The organism is Reyranella sp. (genome assembly GCF_044224635.1).
Taxonomy (GTDB): Bacteria; Pseudomonadota; Alphaproteobacteria; order Reyranellales; family Reyranellaceae; genus Reyranella.
Map to the genome: position 1 here is coordinate 148,155 of NZ_JBGAKA010000008.1, position 15,088 is coordinate 163,242.

The window sequence follows — 15,088 nt, forward strand, 5'->3', positions numbered from 1 at the left end:
TCGCCGTTGCGTGGGGCTCCGCCGTTACCGGCCGGGATCAGGCTCGGGACATCGTCCTGGTTCTTCCCCGGCTGGCGCAGCTTGGTCTACGACCGCCTCTATCCGCAGCCGGTCCTGAGCCGCCATGGCCTGGCGGCCTACGCTGAAATCCCGCTGCTGCTCACCGTCAGCCTCGACCGCACGTTCTACGCGCCGATCTCGACGGCCGACTATCTGCGTTACGCCCGCCAGGTGCCGGACGGGTTCGGCTTCGTCGTCAAGGCGCCGGCCCTGGTGTGCGATGCGCAGGCGCGTGACGAGCAGGGACGCAGTAGAGCCGTCAACCCGCATTTCCTCGATCCGGGCTTGGCCGCCCGGGAATTCGTCGTGCCGTGCCTCGATGGGCTGGGGTCCAAGGCCGGGCCGCTGGTCTTCCAGATCTCGCCTCTCCCGCGCGACCTGGTGGAAGATGCGGCATCCCTGGTCGAGCGTCTGGCGGCGTTCTTCGGCGCCCTGCCGGATCACCTCGGAACGCGCCGACCGCTTTATGCGCTGGAGCTGCGCAATGCCGAGCTGCTGACGCCGCGCCTGATGAAGATGCTGGCCTCGGCGGGCGTTCGCTACTGCGTCGGCCTGCACGACCGCATGCCCGAGGTCGAACGCCAGGCGGCGGCGCTGAGGGTGCTCGACGGCCTCTCGCCCGGCCCCCTGGTGGTGCGCTGGAACCTGCACCGCGGCTTCCGCTACCAGGCCGCCAAGCAGCGCTACGAACCGTTCGACCGGCTGATCGACGAGGATCCGGAAACCCGGCTGGTCCTGGCCAGAATGGCGGCAGAGGCTTTCGGGAAAGGCCAGCCGGTCTGGATCACGGCCAACAACAAGGCCGAGGGAAGCGCTCCCTGGTCGCTCCTGAAATTAGCCGAGGAAATCGCCAAATTGCTGCCATAAGCAATTGATTTTGCTGGCACTTGCAATGGCCAGGCGAAGTCGTTAGAACCACGCCCACTTCGCACGCGGGTTTGCGGTCGACGGGGAGACATCCCGCCGCTCGCTCCGGTGTCCTTCGCTCCTTCGGGCACGGGGACGGCGCCCGCGGAGGATCAACCGGAAAAGGAGAAACGGCATGGCTATGCCGACCTTCACGATGCGTCAGTTGCTGGAAGCGGGTGTCCATTTCGGGCATCACACCCGGCGTTGGAACCCCAAGATGAAGCCGTACCTGTTCGGGGTGCGCAACGGGGTGCATATCATCGATCTCACCAAGACGGTCCCGCTGCTCGAGCAGGCGCTCCTGCAGGTCCGCCAGATCGTATCCAACGGCGGACGCGTGCTGTTCGTCGGCACCAAGGCGGCGGCGGCCGACCGGATCGCCGAGGCGGCCAAGCGCTGCGGCCAGTACTACGTCAACCACCGCTGGCTGGGCGGCATGATCACCAACTGGCAGACGATCTCGGCGTCGATCAAGCGGCTGCGCGAGCTCGACGAGCGCCTCAAGGGCGACGTCGTCGGTCTGACCAAGAAGGAGCAGCTCGACCTGACGCGCGAGCGCGACAAGCTCGAGCGGTCGCTGGGCGGTATCAAGGAAATGGGCGGCACGCCCGACATGCTGTTCATCATCGACACCAACAAGGAGGCCATTGCCGTCCAGGAGGCGCGCAAGCGCGGCATTCCGATCGTGGCGATCCTCGACAGCAATTCGGATCCGGACGGCATCGACTACCCGGTGCCCGGCAACGACGACGCCATCCGCGCCGTGTCGCTCTACTGCGAACTGCTGTCGGGCGCGGTGCTCGACGGCATCCGTGCGGAAATCGCCGCATCGGGCGGCGATCTCGGCGAGCTCGGCGAGCCGATGGGCGAGGACCTGCCGCCGCCGGTCGAAGGCGACGGCGCCGAAGCAACGGCGGCGGAGTAAGCCGACACTTCATCTTCGAGTGTTATCTTTCGAGGATTGAGGGGGCCGGTCGAAGAACCGGCCCCAATTGCGCCAACGGGTGCACAAACGGAGCGAGACATGGCTGAGATCACAGCTTCCCTGGTCAAGGAACTGCGCGAGAAGACCGGCGCAGGCATGATGGATTGCAAGCGGGCGCTGGGCGAGGTCCAGGGCGACCTTGAGAAGGCGGTCGACTGGCTGCGCACCAAGGGCCTGTCGGCGGCCGCCAAGAAGGCAGGTCGCGTGGCGGCCGAGGGCCTGGTCGGCGTGGCCGCGCGCGGCAACCGCGGCGCCGTCGTCGAGGTCAATGCCGAGACTGATTTCGTCGGCCGCAACGAGACCTTCCAGAAGTTCGTTTCGGCGACCGCCGGCATCGCCCTCGAGACCGCGGCCGACATGACCAGGATCGCCGCGGCGCCGTTCCCGGGTACGGGCCGCGACGTCCAGGGCGAACTGACCAACCTGATCGCCACGATCGGCGAGAACATGTCGCTGCGCCGCGCCGCCGCGCTGTCGGTGTCGGACGGCGTTGTCGCCGGCTACATGCACAATTCGGTGGCGCCCGACCTCGGCAAGATCGGCGTGCTGGTCGCGCTCGAATCGACGGGCGACAAGGCCAAGCTCGCCGGAATCGCCAAGCAGCTCGCCATGCACGTCGCGGCGGCCAATCCGCAGTCGCTCACCGTTGCGGATCTCGACGCCGCCGCGATCGAGCGCGAACGTGCGGTGCTGGCGGAGAAGGCCGGCCAGACCGGCAAGGCGGCCGACATCGTCGCCAAGATGGTCGAGGGCGGCCTGCGCAAGTTCCACCAGGAGGTCGTGCTGCTCGAGCAGCTGTTCGTCATCGACGGCAAGACCCGCGTGTCCAAGGTCGTCGACGACGCGGCCAAGCAGGTCGGCGCTCCGGTGAGGCTCGCCGGCTTCCTGCGCTTCGCGCTCGGCGAGGGCATCGAGAAGAAATCGGAGGATTTTGCGGCTGAGGTGGCTGCTCAGCTCAAGAAGTAGTAGTAACATTCCCCTTCGGCGCGCGGGCGGCTTGCCCGCGACGCCCAAGAAATCGCATACAGAGGCAATGATGCCGTCGGCCCCCCGCTATCGCCGTGTCTTGTTGAAGCTCTCGGGCGAGGGGCTGATGGGCAATCGGGAGTATGGTCTCGACCCAGCCATGGTTTCCATGGTGGCCGAAGAGGTGAAGGCCGTGCACGACCTGGGGGTGCAGATCTGCCTCGTCATCGGCGGCGGCAACATCTTCCGCGGCGTGTCGGCTGCCGCGTCCGGCATGGATCGCGCGAGCGGCGACTACATGGGCATGCTGGCGACGGTGATCAATTCGCTGGCGATGCAGAGCGCGCTCGAGCGGCGCGGTCTGCAGACCCGCGTCCAGTCGGCCATCCCGATGACGACGGTGTGCGAGCCCTACATCCGCCGGCGGGCGGTGCGCCACATGGAGAAGGGCAGGGTCGTGATCTTCGCCGCTGGAACAGGCAATCCTTTCTTCACGACCGACACCGCGGCGGCGCTGCGCGCGGCCGAGATGAGTGTCGATGCGATGCTGAAGGGCACCCAGGTCGACGGCGTCTATTCGACCGACCCGCACAAGGACAAGAACGCCCAGCGCTACGATTCCCTGACCTACATGGACGTGCTGTCGCGCGACCTGCAGGTCATGGATGCGTCGGCAATCTCGCTGGCGCGCGAAAACCGCATACCGATCGTGGTATTCGATATCCACAAGCCCGGCGCCTTCGCCCAGACGATGCGCGGGGAGGGGACTTTTACCATCATCAAGGACGAGGCCTGAGATGAGCGCGGACCCCAAGGAACTAGACAAACGCATGCATGGCGCGGTCGACGCGCTGAAGAAGGACCTGGCGGGCCTCAGGACGGGCCGTGCCTCGGTCAGCCTGCTCGATCCGGTCATGGTCGAGGCCTATGGCCAGCGCATGCCGCTCAACCAGGTCGGCACCGTGAGCGCCCCCGAGCCGCGGCTGCTCACGGTCAATGTCTGGGACAAGGGCCTGGTCGTGTCGACGGCCAAGGCGATCCGCGAGGCCGGTCTCGGCCTCAATCCGGCGCCGGATGGCCAGATGATCCGCGTGCCGATTCCCGATCTCACCAGCGAGCGCCGCGCCGAGCTGGTCAAGCTTGCCCACAAATATGCCGAGCAGGGGCGGGTGGCGGTTCGCAACGTCCGTCGCGACGGCATGGAAGCGCTCAAGAAGGCGGAAAAGGATCACAAGATCTCGCAGGACGAGCATCGCCAGAAGTCGGACGAGGTGCAGAAGCTCACGGACCGATACGTCAAGCAGGTCGACGAGGTGCTGTCTCACAAGGAAAAAGAGATCAAGACCGTCTGATGTCGACCGCGTCGCTTCCCGCCCACTCCGATCCCCCGCCCGGGCCGAATCACGTCGCCATCATCATGGATGGCAACGGCCGGTGGGCGAAGGCGCGCGGCTTGCCGAGGGTCGCCGGGCATCGCCGTGGCGCCGACGCGGTGCGTCGGGTGGTCCGCGGAGCAGGCGAGCTCGGCATACCGATCCTGACTCTGTTTGCCTTCTCGACCGAGAACTGGACGCGCCCGGCCGAGGAGGTCAACGACCTGATGGGGCTGCTGCGCCATTACTTGCGCAGCGAGCTCGAGGAGCTGCATCGCAACGGCGCGCGCTTGCGGGTGATCGGCAACCGCGCCGGGCTGGCGCCGGACATCGTCAGGGATATCGAGCGGGCGGAGGCGATGACGCATGCCAACAGCCGCATCGACGTCAACATCTGCGTCAATTACGGAGCGCGCGACGAGATCCTGCGCGCCGCCCGGCGTCTCGCCGAGCAAGTCGCGGCCGGGGAGCTCGAGGCCGATCGCATCGATGAAGGCCGTTTCGAGCGTGAGCTGCTGACCTCGGGCGTGCCCGATCCGGACCTCCTGATCCGCACCAGCGGTGAGCAGCGCATCAGCAATTTCCTGCTCTGGCAGTGCGCCTATGCCGAGCTGATCTTCGTCGACACGCTATGGCCCGACTTCGGCAAGGAGCATCTCGAGCGGGCGATGGCGGAGTTCCGACGGCGTGAGCGACGTTATGGCGGCGTCGTCGGCTGACGCGTCGACGCGAGGGTCGGGGCGGTTCAAGAGTGTGCTCGTTCGGGCTGTGTCGGCGGTCGTGCTGGGACCGCTGCTGCTCGCCGCGATCTGGTACGGCTTCCCGTGGCTCGATCTGATTGCCGCCGTGGCGGCGCCGCTGATGGTGTCGGAATGTCTTCGTCTCAGCCGAGGCCGGCCGGTGATGCGGCTGGTCGCGATCGCCTACGTGCTTGCTGCGGTCGTGGCGCTGCTCTGGCTACGCCATCAGCCGGCCTTGGGCCGCGAAACGATTCTGTGGATCGTCTGCTGCACCTGGGCAACCGACATCGGCGCCTACGTCGTCGGTCGCTCCGCCGGCGGCGCCAGGCTGGCGCCGCGCATCAGCCCCGGAAAGACCTGGTCCGGGCTGGTCGGCGGGATGGCGTGGGCGGCGGTTGCCAGCGCGGCATTCGGCTACGCCTTCGGGCTCGGGCAGACCATACTTCTCGCCGTCGTCGGTGCGCTCCTTGCCGTCGTCGGACAGGTGGGCGACCTTCTCGAATCGGCCATGAAGCGGAGCGCCGGCGTCAAGGATAGCGGCACTCTGATTCCGGGCCACGGCGGTTTGCTCGACCGCGTCGATGGTCTGGTCGCGATCCTGCTGGTCGTGGCATTGGTTCGACTGCTTGGTGACGGAGGCTGGCCTTGGACATGACGCGATGGGCTGCTCCCTCGCACGACCGACCGCGCGGCGTCACCATCCTGGGGTCGACAGGCTCGGTCGGGCAGAGCACCGTCGATCTGATTTCCCGTGATCCCGACGCCTACCGCGTCGAGGCCCTGGTCGCCGGCCGGTCGGTCGACCGGCTGGCCGACCAGGCTCGCCGGCTGCGCGCCCGGCTGGCGGTCGTCGCCGATCCGACGCGCTACAAGGAACTCAAGGAGGCCTTGGCGGGGACATCCACCGAGGCGGCAGCGGGGGCCGATGCCATGGCCGAAGCGGCCGCTCGGCCGGCGGAATGGGTGATGGCGGCGATCGTGGGCTTCGCCGGCCTGCCGCCGACCCTGGTCGCCGCCCGTCGCGGGGCGATGGTGGCGCTCGCCAACAAGGAAGCGCTGGTGTGCGCCGGCCGCCTGCTGATCGAGGCCGTCGAAACTTCCGGCGGCGCCTTGCTCCCGGTCGATTCGGAGCACAACGCCATCTTCCAGGTCTTCGAGCCGGGACAGCGGCACGCGATCGACCGGCTCATCCTCACTGCTTCGGGCGGGCCGTTCCGCCAATGGTCGCTGGCCGACATGGCGGAGGTGACCCCGCCGCAGGCGCTGGCGCATCCCAACTGGCAAATGGGCGACAAGATCTCGATCGATTCCGCCACCATGATGAACAAGGGCCTGGAGCTGATCGAGGCGCACCTGCTGTTCGGCATGCCGGGGGAGCAGATCGAGATCGTCGTGCACCCGCAATCGGTCATCCATTCGATGGTGGCCTATCGGGATGGCTCGGTGCTGGCCCAGCTCGGTTCGACAGACATGCGGGTGCCGATCTCGCATGCTCTGGGCTGGCCATCGCGCATCGAGGGGCCGGCGGCGCGGCTCGATTTCGCGACGCTTTCAGCGCTCACGTTCGAACAGCCCGATTCCGGCCGTTTTCCGTCCCTACGGTTGGCGCGTCAGGCTTTGGCGATCAACGGATTTGCACCCATCGTGATGAATGCAGCCAACGAGGCGGCTGTCGCCGCGTTCCTGGCGCGGCGCATCGGCTTTCTCGACATTGCACGCATCGTCGAGGACGTGATGGCTGGTTGGGACGACCTGGCAACGCCGGTTGCGGCGCTGCAGGAGGTCCAGGCTGCCGACGAGGAGGCCCGCCGGAGGGCCGATGTGCGATGTCAGGTCAGGTTGCCAAGCAATTGAGCTGAAATGAAATTCATGGTGTATTGACCTATGCACGGCGCTCTCAGTCTGTTCACGACCTACCTGCCGTACTTCGTCCTCGTATTGACCTTGCTCGTATTCGTTCACGAATTCGGACATTACTGGGTGGCGCAGCGCTTCGGCATTCATGCCGAGGTGTTCTCGATCGGCTTTGGCCCGGAACTGTTCGGCTGGACCGATCGCAAGGGCACGCGCTGGAAGATCTGTGCCGTTCCGCTCGGTGGCTACGTCAAGTTCCTGGGCGATGCCGATCAGGCGAGCGTCACGTCGTCGGGCGAGGCTCTCACCTCTGATCAGAGGGGGCGCGCCTTCTTCAGCCAGCCGCTCTATGCCCGCGCGGCCGTCGTCGTCGGTGGTCCGGCCGCCAATCTTCTGTTCGCCTTCATCCTATTGACGGCAGTCTTCTATTTCGTGGGAGAGCCCTATTCGCCGCCGGTCGTCGCCGTCCAGACCAACGGCCCGGCGGCCAAGGCAGGGTTGCGCACGGGGGATGAGATCATCCGGTTCGGCGACAAGCGGGTCAATCGCTACGAGGACATCCAGGATTCGCAGCTGCTCTATTGGACCCGGCCGATGCCGGTCGAGTACCGCCGCGGCAACCAGATCCTTCAAGGCGAGATCGTTCCGCAATTCTGCGAGCGGACCGACAAGTACAACAATACCCTGCGCTTCGGCGAGCTGGGGATGGACCAGCTGGTCAAGCCCGTGGTCGGCGGCTTCGTGGCCGACAGCCCCGCGGAAGCGGGCGGACTGAAGGTCGGCGATCTGCTGCTTGAGATCGACGGCAAGCCGGTGGACTATTTCTCGCGCATTCCGGAGATGATCGGCAATCAGGCCGGCAAGCCGGTCATCATCACCTACCTGCGCAACGGCCAGCGCGGCGAGGCGACCGTGGTGCCGATTGCCGACAAGGCGCTCGACTGCGCCGGCAAGGAGCTGACGGTCGGCCGCCTGCGTGTGCGTCCGGCCAACGTGACCGAGTTCCGCCGCGACGGTCTGATTCACGCGATGGATGCTGGCGTCCGCCACGTGTGGAGCATGACCAACATGTTCTACACGTCGATGGTCCAGATCATCACGGCGACCCGACCGGTCGACGAGCTCGGCGGACCGATCCGGATCGCCAAGGCCGCCGGCGAAGCGTCGCATGCCGGATGGTTCGGAATTCTCAACCTGGTCATCGCCCTGTCGATCGTGTTGGGTGTATTCAATCTGTTGCCAGTTCCCATGCTCGATGGCGGTCACCTTGCGATGTATCTATACGAGGCGATTCGAGGCCGGCCGCTCAGCCTGTGGGCGCAAGAACTCGGGCTGAAGGTCGGTCTCGTTCTGGTGATCGGCATGGCGCTGGTGGCCACCTTCAACGATATCAAGCTGCTGCTGCGCTGAGCCGTCAGCGCACGACAGCATTACCATCTGGGGACAAAAGGGGTGGCTAAGTCCTTGCTGCCGGTCTATGAAATTGCGTTCTTGAAACGGGTTGGCGATTGTGAAAGGTGCCGGGGGTGAAAGTGATCCTTCGCTGGGCGCTGATGGCCCTTGCCACCGTTGTCGTCCTTGGCCCCCCCGCCCACGCTCAACGCGCGGGCGGGGGGGCAGTGCCTGCAGCCGGCGGGACGATCACCGCCATCCAGATCCAGGGTAACGTACGCGCCGAGCCGGAGACCATCCGCTCGTACCTGCAGCTCCGGCCTGGCCAGCCCTACGACGCGGCCGCCGCCGATCGATCGCTGAAGGCGCTGTTCGCCACGGGCCTATTCTCCGACGTCACAATGGACATGCAGGGCTCGACCCTGGTGATCAAGGTCACGGAGAACCCGATCATCAATCGCGTTGCCTTCGAGGGCAACAGCAAGATAGACGACGACAAGCTGCGCGACGAGGTCCAATCCCGGCCACGTCAGGTCTTCACGCGCGCCCGCGTCCAGGCCGATGTCGAGCGCATCCTCACGATCTATCGCCGAAGCGGTCGCTACAATGCATCGGTCGAGCCCAAGGTCATCAAGCTGGAGCAGGGCCGCGTCGACCTCGTTTTCGAGATCAATGAAGGCGACGTGACCGGCGTCCAGCGCATCAGCTTCGTCGGCAACGAGCATTTCAGCGACGGCACGCTGCGCGGCAAGATCAGGACAGTCGAAAGCGCGTGGTATCGTTTCCTGTCGTCCGACGACCGTTACGACCCCGACCGCGTCAATCTCGACCGCGAGCTGCTGCGCAAGTTCTACCTTTCAGAAGGCTACGCCGACTTCCGCGTCATCTCGGCGGTCGCCGAGCTTGCGCCCAACCGGGAAGGGTTCTTCCTGACCTTCACGATCAGCGAAGGCGAGCGCTACAAGTTCGGCAAGGTCGAGATCTCGACGCGCTTCCAGGGGCTCGACGTCGACACGCTGAATCGCTTCCTGACGGTCGGCGAGGGCGAATGGTACGACGCCGATCAGGTCGAGAAGACCGTGACGGCCCTGACCGACGTGGTCGGAGCGCTGGGCTATGCTTTCGTCGAGGTTCGACCCAACATTCGGCGCAACAAGGACAATCTCACGATCGACGTGACCTTCGACATTCAGGAAGGTCCGCGCGTGTACGTCGAGCGCATCAACATCTCCGGCAACACGCGTACGCTGGACAAGGTGATCCGGCGCGAGTTCCGCCTCGCCGAAGGCGACGCCTTCAGCACGGCCAAGGTCCGTCGCAGCCAAGAGCGTCTGAAGGCCCTCCAGTTCTTCGAGAAGGTCGACATCTCGGCCGCCCCGGGATCGGCACCCGACAAGACCAACATTGAGGTCCAGGTCGTCGAGCAGAGCACGGGCGATATCTCGTTTGGCGCCGGTTTCTCGACCACCGCGGGCATCCTGGGCGACATCACGATCAAGGAACGCAACCTGCTGGGCAAGGGCCAGGAGCTGCGGCTCGGCCTGTCGCTCGGCACCTTGAGCACCCTGATCGATCTCAGCTTCACCGAGCCCTATTTCATGGACCGCCCGATGGCGGCTGGCTTCGACCTCTTTCGGACGTCGAACGACCGCCAGCAGGTCGCCTCGTACAACGACCAAAGCCTCGGCTTCGCGCTGCGCGCCGGATGGGCCTACAGCGAGTTCATGCGCCAGACTGTCCGGTACACGCTGCGCCAGACCACCATCTACAACGTCCAGCCATGGGCGTCGTACGTCGTCCAGCTGAATGCCGGCACGTCGGTCGTCTCCGAGATATCCGAGACGGTCGCCTGGGACTCGCGTGACACGCGTGTCAACACGACCAAGGGCTTCCTGGTCCGCAACTCGATCGCAGTGGCCGGACTGATCGGCACGGAGCAGTACTTCCGCACCACCGCCGATGCCGTCTATTACCAGTCCCTGTACGAGGACATCATTGGCTCGATCGGCGGATCGGTGGGTGCGGTGGTGCCTTACAACGGTTCGTCGCTCCGCCTTAACAACCTGTTCTTCATCGGCGGCGACAACCTGCGCGGGTTCCAGGTCGGCGGCATCGGGCCGCGCGATTCGATCACGGCTGACGCGCTGGGCGGCACCTATTTCTACACGGCGACCGGTGAGATCAGCTTCCCTCTGGCGTTCCTGCCCAAGGAGGTCGGCCTCTTCGGAAAGGCCTTCCTCGACATCGGCTCGCTGTGGGGCCTCGGGGGCCCGGCGGCGTACAGCAGCACGGTGCTGACCAGCAACACGATGCGCGTCTCGACCGGTGTCGGCGTCCAGTGGATCTCGCCCTTCGGGCCGATCCGCATCGACTACGCCAAGCCGCTGGTGCAGGACCCGTGGGACAAAACGGAGAACATCCGCTTCAGCTTCGGCACGCGCTTCTGATTGGGGACGCCGCAGTCATGAACATCCAGACCGACAAGACGGGCGTCGCGGAGACATCGTCGGTGGACATCAAGCGCATCCTGCAGATGATCCCGCATCGCTATCCGATGCTGATGGTCGATCGCGTCCTCGACATGCAGCTCGATCGCAGCGCTGTCGGCATCAAGAACGTCAGCATCAACGAGCCGTTTTTCCAGGGCCATTTCCCGAGCGAACCGGTGATGCCCGGTGTGCTGATCGTCGAGGCGATGGCGCAGACGGCTGCCGTTCTGGTGGTTTCCACCTTCGGTAGCGAGTCCGAAGGCAAGCTCGTCTACTTCATGTCGATCGACGGCGTGCGCTTCCGCCGGCCGGTGGTGCCCGGCGATCGCCTGGAGCTGCATGTCGAGAAAGTCCAGAGCCGGGCCAATGTCTGGAAATTCTCCGGAAAGGCGCTGGTCGAGGGTAAGGTGGCGGCCGAAGCGACGTTCGCTGCGATGATCCGCGACCGCTGAGGAGGGGAAGATGCCTGATACCGCTGCAAACTACCGCATGCTGCACACCATGATCCGGGTGAAGGATCTTGACAGGTCGCTGGCCTTTTACACCGGCCCGATGGGCATGCAGCTGCTGCGCAAGCGCGACGTGCCGGACGGTAAGTACAGCCTGGCGTTCGTCGGTTACGGTGACGAGAAGGAGCACTGCGTCGTCGAGCTGACCTACAACTGGGACCAGGACAAACCCTACGAGATCGGCACCGGCTTCGGCCACTTGGCCGTCGGCGTACCCGACGTCTACGGCCTCTGCGATCAGGTCACCAAGGCGGGTGGCAAGGTCACGCGCGCGCCCGGTCCGGTCAAGTTCGGCACCACAGTGATCGCGTTCGTGGAAGACCCGGATGGCTACAAGATCGAGCTGATCGAACGGAAGTAGGTGACCTGAAGATCTCAACCGTCGGCTTTGCCGCGTTGCTCGGCTGAAGCTGTCAAGTGGTGAGCGTGGCGCGGACCCGGAGACGCTCAGGTGCTCGCCGCTCACGCGCCCGACTAGGCGTGATCGGCTTTTGTTGAAACACCGAGAACCTCCCCCTGAGAGCGTGTGACTGCTTCCAAGCGATCGGCTCTGGTCATGCGATGGAGAAAGGAAAGATCCCTCGCGACGCTCGGGACTGACAATCATGGTGTCATCCCGCCGGACTGAAAAAAGCGCCTTCCCGGCGCCCGGAAAAGGAGAAATCCGCCAGTCTCGTTCGTCTTGTATCTAGGGGGCTGGCATCACGGCCACCGGGGAAAGGGCGGACGAGGTGCGGGGCATCTTCCGGAGGCACGGGTTTCAAACGACGGTCCGAGTGGCGACCGCCGTCGGTGGCGGTTACGCCGCGGCGGCCGGATTTGCCGCATTGATGGCCGTCGCCTTGCCGGCGACAGGCTTGGTGATCCGCAGCGAGGCGGTGGTGCTGTCCTCGATGCTGGCCTTTCTTATCTATCTTGCCTTGCTGATATTCGCCTTTGCCTATCGCCACGTGGGCGGGCTCTGCCTGATCATGGCCAGCGGCGCGATGGCGCCGTGGGCCGGGGCGTGGACACTTGCACGCTTCACCGTCGGCAGCTGACATGGCCGCTGCTCTGATGATTGCGTTGCTTGTCGCCGTCTATTGCGGATTTGCCCTCCTGGCGCTGAGTCAGGACCGGCACTGGCAGCGCGCCGGTGGCCCGCTGCCGTGTCCGGCGCGTCTCATCATGCCAATGCGCACGCTGGGCTACGGCCTGTTGCTGGTCGCGCTGGTGCTCGCCCTGATGCGAGATGGGGCAGGCTTCGGTTCGCTCGTCTGGGCAACGATGTTGAGCGTCGGCGCGCTCACTGTCGTCGCCACGCTCACGTGGCTGGCGCATTGGCTCGCCCCGCTCGTCCGCATCCTCCAGGGTCTGGCGTAATGCTCATTCTTCGTCTGGTGGCCGCGTTGGTTTTGCTGCCGACCCTCGCCTTTGCCCAACCGCAGCCACAGCCCCAGGAGAGTCCAGCGCCGCCGCCACTGACCTCGGCCGACTTCTCGGCGTTTGCCGGCGCCCAACCCTCGGTGCCGGCTCCGGGGAACGGGGCGGCTGCTCCGACCGTGGCGGCGGCGCTGCCCAAGGATCTGTCGGTCTGGGGCATGTTCCTCGCCGCCGACCGGGTTGTGCAGGGGGTGATGCTGGGGCTGGCATTCGCTTCCGTGCTCACCTGGACGGTGTTCGTGGCAAAGGTGATCGAACTCGGCATCGCCAACCGTCGACAGGGACGCATGCTCGCTGCCATCGACCGCGCGCTATCGCTCGCGAATGCGCCGGCCGATCCTTTAGTGCGCGCGGCGCGCGAGGAATGGAAACTGAGCGATGGCGGCTCCAGCGAGGACCGCGACGGGCTGAAGGAGCGGGTGGCCTCGCGACTCGAACGCCTCGAGGCCGCGGCCGGCTGGCGCATGCTGAAAGGCACGGGTCTGCTGGCGACGATCGGCGCCACCGCTCCCTTCGTCGGTCTGTTCGGCACGGTGTGGGGCATTATGAACTCTTTCATCGGCATCTCGAAGTCGCAGGTCACCAACCTCGCGGTGGTGGCGCCGGGCATTGCCGAGGCGCTGCTGGCCACGGCGCTGGGCCTCGCCGCGGCGATACCGGCGGTGGTGATCTACAATCACTTCGCACGGCGGGTGTCGGCTTATCGCGCGCTGGTGGGCGATACGTCGGCCGCCGTGTTGCGCTTGGTCTCGCGGGATGTCGGCAGATGTCGGTGAAGCTTGACCATGGCGAGGACGAGCTCGCCGAGAATCACGAGATCAACGTCACGCCGTTCATCGACGTGATGCTGGTGCTGCTGATCATCTTCATGGTGGCGGCACCCTTGGCGACGGTCGACGTGCCGGTGGAGCTGCCGGCCTCGACAGCCGAGCGGCATCCCAAGCCGGACACACCGCTCTATCTCACCCTCAAGAGCGACCTGTCGTTCGTGCTGAAGGACAAGCCGGTGACGCGGGCCGAGCTCGGCAAGGCGCTCGATAACGCGACGGGGCGTAAGAAGGACGAGCGCATCTTTCTGCGTGCTGACAAGGCGGTGCCGTACGGCGAGCTGATGCAGGCGATGAACCTGATGCGCAGCGCCGGCTATCTTAAGGTCGCACTGGTCGGACTGGAGCAATGAGAGATAGCCTCCGCTGGGCTGGCTCGTTCGTCTTCGTGCTGGGCGTTCACGCGGGCGTGGTGGGCATTGCACTGTCGTGGGCGAGCATGGAGGCGCCTTACGCGCCGCCGCCGGCCGCCGTGATGCTCGAGCTGGCGCCGCTGCCCGCTGCACCGGAGGCGACGCCGACGGAAGCCCCGCCGGCGCCGGAACTCAGCGAAGCTGTGCCCGACCCGCCCGAGCCGCCCCCGCCAATCGACCTCAAGCCGATGATGATTGATGTCGAGCTGGCCGAACCGCCGCCGCCGGTTGAGGTTCCGCTGGCCGAGGTCGTGCTGCCGCCGCCCGATCCGCCGCCGCCAGTTGATCTGAAGCCGCCGGAAAAGTCCAAGCCGGTCGAGAAGCCCAAGCCGCCGCAGCCCAAGCCGAAGGCCATTGCGGCCGTGCCGCAGGCAGCACCAGAGGAGACGCCGCGTGCAGCAGCACCAGCCCCCGGCGCGACTCCCGAGCCGCCCTCGGCGTCGTTGCCGACGTGGAAGGGCCTGCTGCTTCGCCATCTCGAACGTCACAAGCGCTATCCCCCCGAAGCGCAGCGCAGTCGACACGAAGGCATGCCCTATGTCGCCTTCACGATGAGCCGGGACGGCCGCGTGCTGTCGGCCAGGATCGTGCGCAGTTCGGGCGTGGCCAGCCTTGATCAGGAGGGCCTCGATCTCCTGCAGCGCGCCCAACCCCTGCCGCCGCTTCCCCCGGACCAGGCCGGCGAGAGCCTCGACCTCGTCGTGCCGATCCAGTTCTTCCTGAAGAGGTAGGCATGGATCGTCTCGAGCAGCTTTGCCGCGAGCGCGGCGTCAAGCTGACGATCCAACGTCGGATCGTGCTCGAGGTGCTCGAGGCGGCGACCGATCATCCCTCTGCCAACGAGATCCATCGTCGCGCCAGGCACGACCGTCCGGTCGGTGCCGCGACAGTCTATCGCGCGCTGAACAGACTGGCCGCCGCCGGTTTGATCGCACGCCTTGTCTTCAAGGACGGAAAGGTGCGCTACGAGCGCGTGGGCCGTACCCCGCATCCACACCTCATCGATGTCGGAAGCGGTGCCGTCGTCGAGGTTGATGACGACGGCGGCCTCGTCCAGTTGATGGAGGAGGAGGCACGTCGCCGAGGCTATCGGCTCGTCGACTACCGGCTCACAATGCTGGGCGTACGTACGTCCGGCTGATATGGAGA

Annotated in this window: 18 protein-coding genes; all 18 read left to right on the top strand. The window is 65.8% G+C overall.

The window, feature by feature from the left end; genetic code table 11:
- Positions 1-81: 81 nt before the first annotated feature.
- The 18 genes from ACILR9_RS10260 to ACILR9_RS10345 all read left to right on the top strand — a co-directional run bounded on the left by ACILR9_RS10260 (position 82) and on the right by ACILR9_RS10345 (position 15,080).
- The gene (locus ACILR9_RS10260) at positions 82-927 is read left to right on the top strand and encodes a DUF72 domain-containing protein (RefSeq protein ID WP_395709820.1); all 846 of its coding nucleotides are present in this window, start codon (positions 82-84) and stop codon (positions 925-927) included.
- 175 nt (positions 928-1,102) lie between these two features.
- Entirely contained in the window at positions 1,103-1,894 is a 792-nt protein-coding gene (gene rpsB / locus ACILR9_RS10265) for a 30S ribosomal protein S2 (protein ID WP_395709821.1), read from the top strand.
- 99 nt (positions 1,895-1,993) lie between these two features.
- On the top strand, positions 1,994-2,920 hold the full coding sequence (gene tsf / locus ACILR9_RS10270) for a translation elongation factor Ts (RefSeq protein WP_395709822.1): 927 nt from the start codon (positions 1,994-1,996) through the stop codon (positions 2,918-2,920).
- Between the two features lie 70 nt (positions 2,921-2,990).
- Entirely contained in the window at positions 2,991-3,716 is a 726-nt protein-coding gene (gene pyrH, locus ACILR9_RS10275; protein WP_395709823.1) for a UMP kinase, read from the top strand.
- A 1-nt stretch (position 3,717) separates the two neighbouring features.
- Positions 3,718-4,272, top strand: coding sequence for a ribosome recycling factor (gene frr, locus ACILR9_RS10280; protein ID WP_395709824.1), 555 nt, complete (start codon positions 3,718-3,720; stop codon positions 4,270-4,272).
- Positions 4,272-5,012 (top strand): isoprenyl transferase, encoded by a 741-nt coding sequence (locus ACILR9_RS10285; protein WP_395709825.1) that lies wholly within the window; start codon positions 4,272-4,274, stop codon positions 5,010-5,012. The genes frr and ACILR9_RS10285 overlap by 1 nt, the downstream gene beginning before the upstream one ends.
- Positions 5,013-5,046: 34 nt before the next feature.
- Positions 5,047-5,688, top strand: coding sequence for a phosphatidate cytidylyltransferase (locus ACILR9_RS10290; RefSeq protein WP_395709826.1), 642 nt, complete (start codon positions 5,047-5,049; stop codon positions 5,686-5,688).
- A complete protein-coding gene (gene dxr / locus ACILR9_RS10295; RefSeq protein WP_395709827.1) occupies positions 5,685-6,887 on the top strand; it encodes a 1-deoxy-D-xylulose-5-phosphate reductoisomerase in 1,203 nt (400 codons plus the stop codon). The genes ACILR9_RS10290 and dxr overlap by 4 nt, the downstream gene beginning before the upstream one ends.
- A 30-nt stretch (positions 6,888-6,917) precedes the next feature.
- Positions 6,918-8,297, top strand: a complete 1,380-nt coding sequence (gene rseP / locus ACILR9_RS10300; RefSeq protein WP_395709828.1) for an RIP metalloprotease RseP — start codon at positions 6,918-6,920, stop codon at positions 8,295-8,297.
- 209 nt (positions 8,298-8,506) lie between these two features.
- Positions 8,507-10,726, top strand: coding sequence for an outer membrane protein assembly factor BamA (gene bamA / locus ACILR9_RS10305; RefSeq protein ID WP_395709829.1), 2,220 nt, complete (start codon positions 8,507-8,509; stop codon positions 10,724-10,726).
- 17 nt (positions 10,727-10,743) lie between these two features.
- Entirely contained in the window at positions 10,744-11,220 is a 477-nt protein-coding gene (gene fabZ, locus ACILR9_RS10310) for a 3-hydroxyacyl-ACP dehydratase FabZ (RefSeq protein ID WP_395709830.1), read from the top strand.
- Between the two features lie 10 nt (positions 11,221-11,230).
- Positions 11,231-11,638, top strand: coding sequence for a lactoylglutathione lyase (gloA, locus tag ACILR9_RS10315; RefSeq protein ID WP_395709831.1), 408 nt, complete (start codon positions 11,231-11,233; stop codon positions 11,636-11,638).
- Positions 11,639-12,053: 415 nt separating this feature from the next.
- Positions 12,054-12,317 (top strand): hypothetical protein, encoded by a 264-nt coding sequence (locus ACILR9_RS10320; protein WP_395709832.1) that lies wholly within the window; start codon positions 12,054-12,056, stop codon positions 12,315-12,317.
- 1 nt (position 12,318) lies between these two features.
- Positions 12,319-12,639: a DUF3325 domain-containing protein gene (locus ACILR9_RS10325; RefSeq protein WP_395709833.1), complete on the top strand. Its 321-nt coding sequence runs from the start codon at positions 12,319-12,321 to the stop codon at positions 12,637-12,639.
- A gap of 179 nt (positions 12,640-12,818) precedes the next feature.
- Entirely contained in the window at positions 12,819-13,475 is a 657-nt protein-coding gene (gene exbB, locus ACILR9_RS10330) for a tonB-system energizer ExbB (RefSeq protein ID WP_395709834.1), read from the top strand.
- Complete coding sequence (gene exbD, locus ACILR9_RS10335; protein ID WP_395709835.1) at positions 13,466-13,879, top strand: TonB system transport protein ExbD; 414 nt, start codon at positions 13,466-13,468, stop codon at positions 13,877-13,879. Before exbB ends, exbD begins: the two co-directional genes overlap by 10 nt.
- A complete protein-coding gene (locus ACILR9_RS10340; RefSeq protein ID WP_395709836.1) occupies positions 13,876-14,670 on the top strand; it encodes an energy transducer TonB in 795 nt (264 codons plus the stop codon). The genes exbD and ACILR9_RS10340 overlap by 4 nt, the downstream gene beginning before the upstream one ends.
- A gap of 2 nt (positions 14,671-14,672) precedes the next feature.
- Entirely contained in the window at positions 14,673-15,080 is a 408-nt protein-coding gene (locus ACILR9_RS10345; RefSeq protein WP_395709837.1) for a Fur family transcriptional regulator, read from the top strand.
- Positions 15,081-15,088 lie beyond the last annotated feature (8 nt).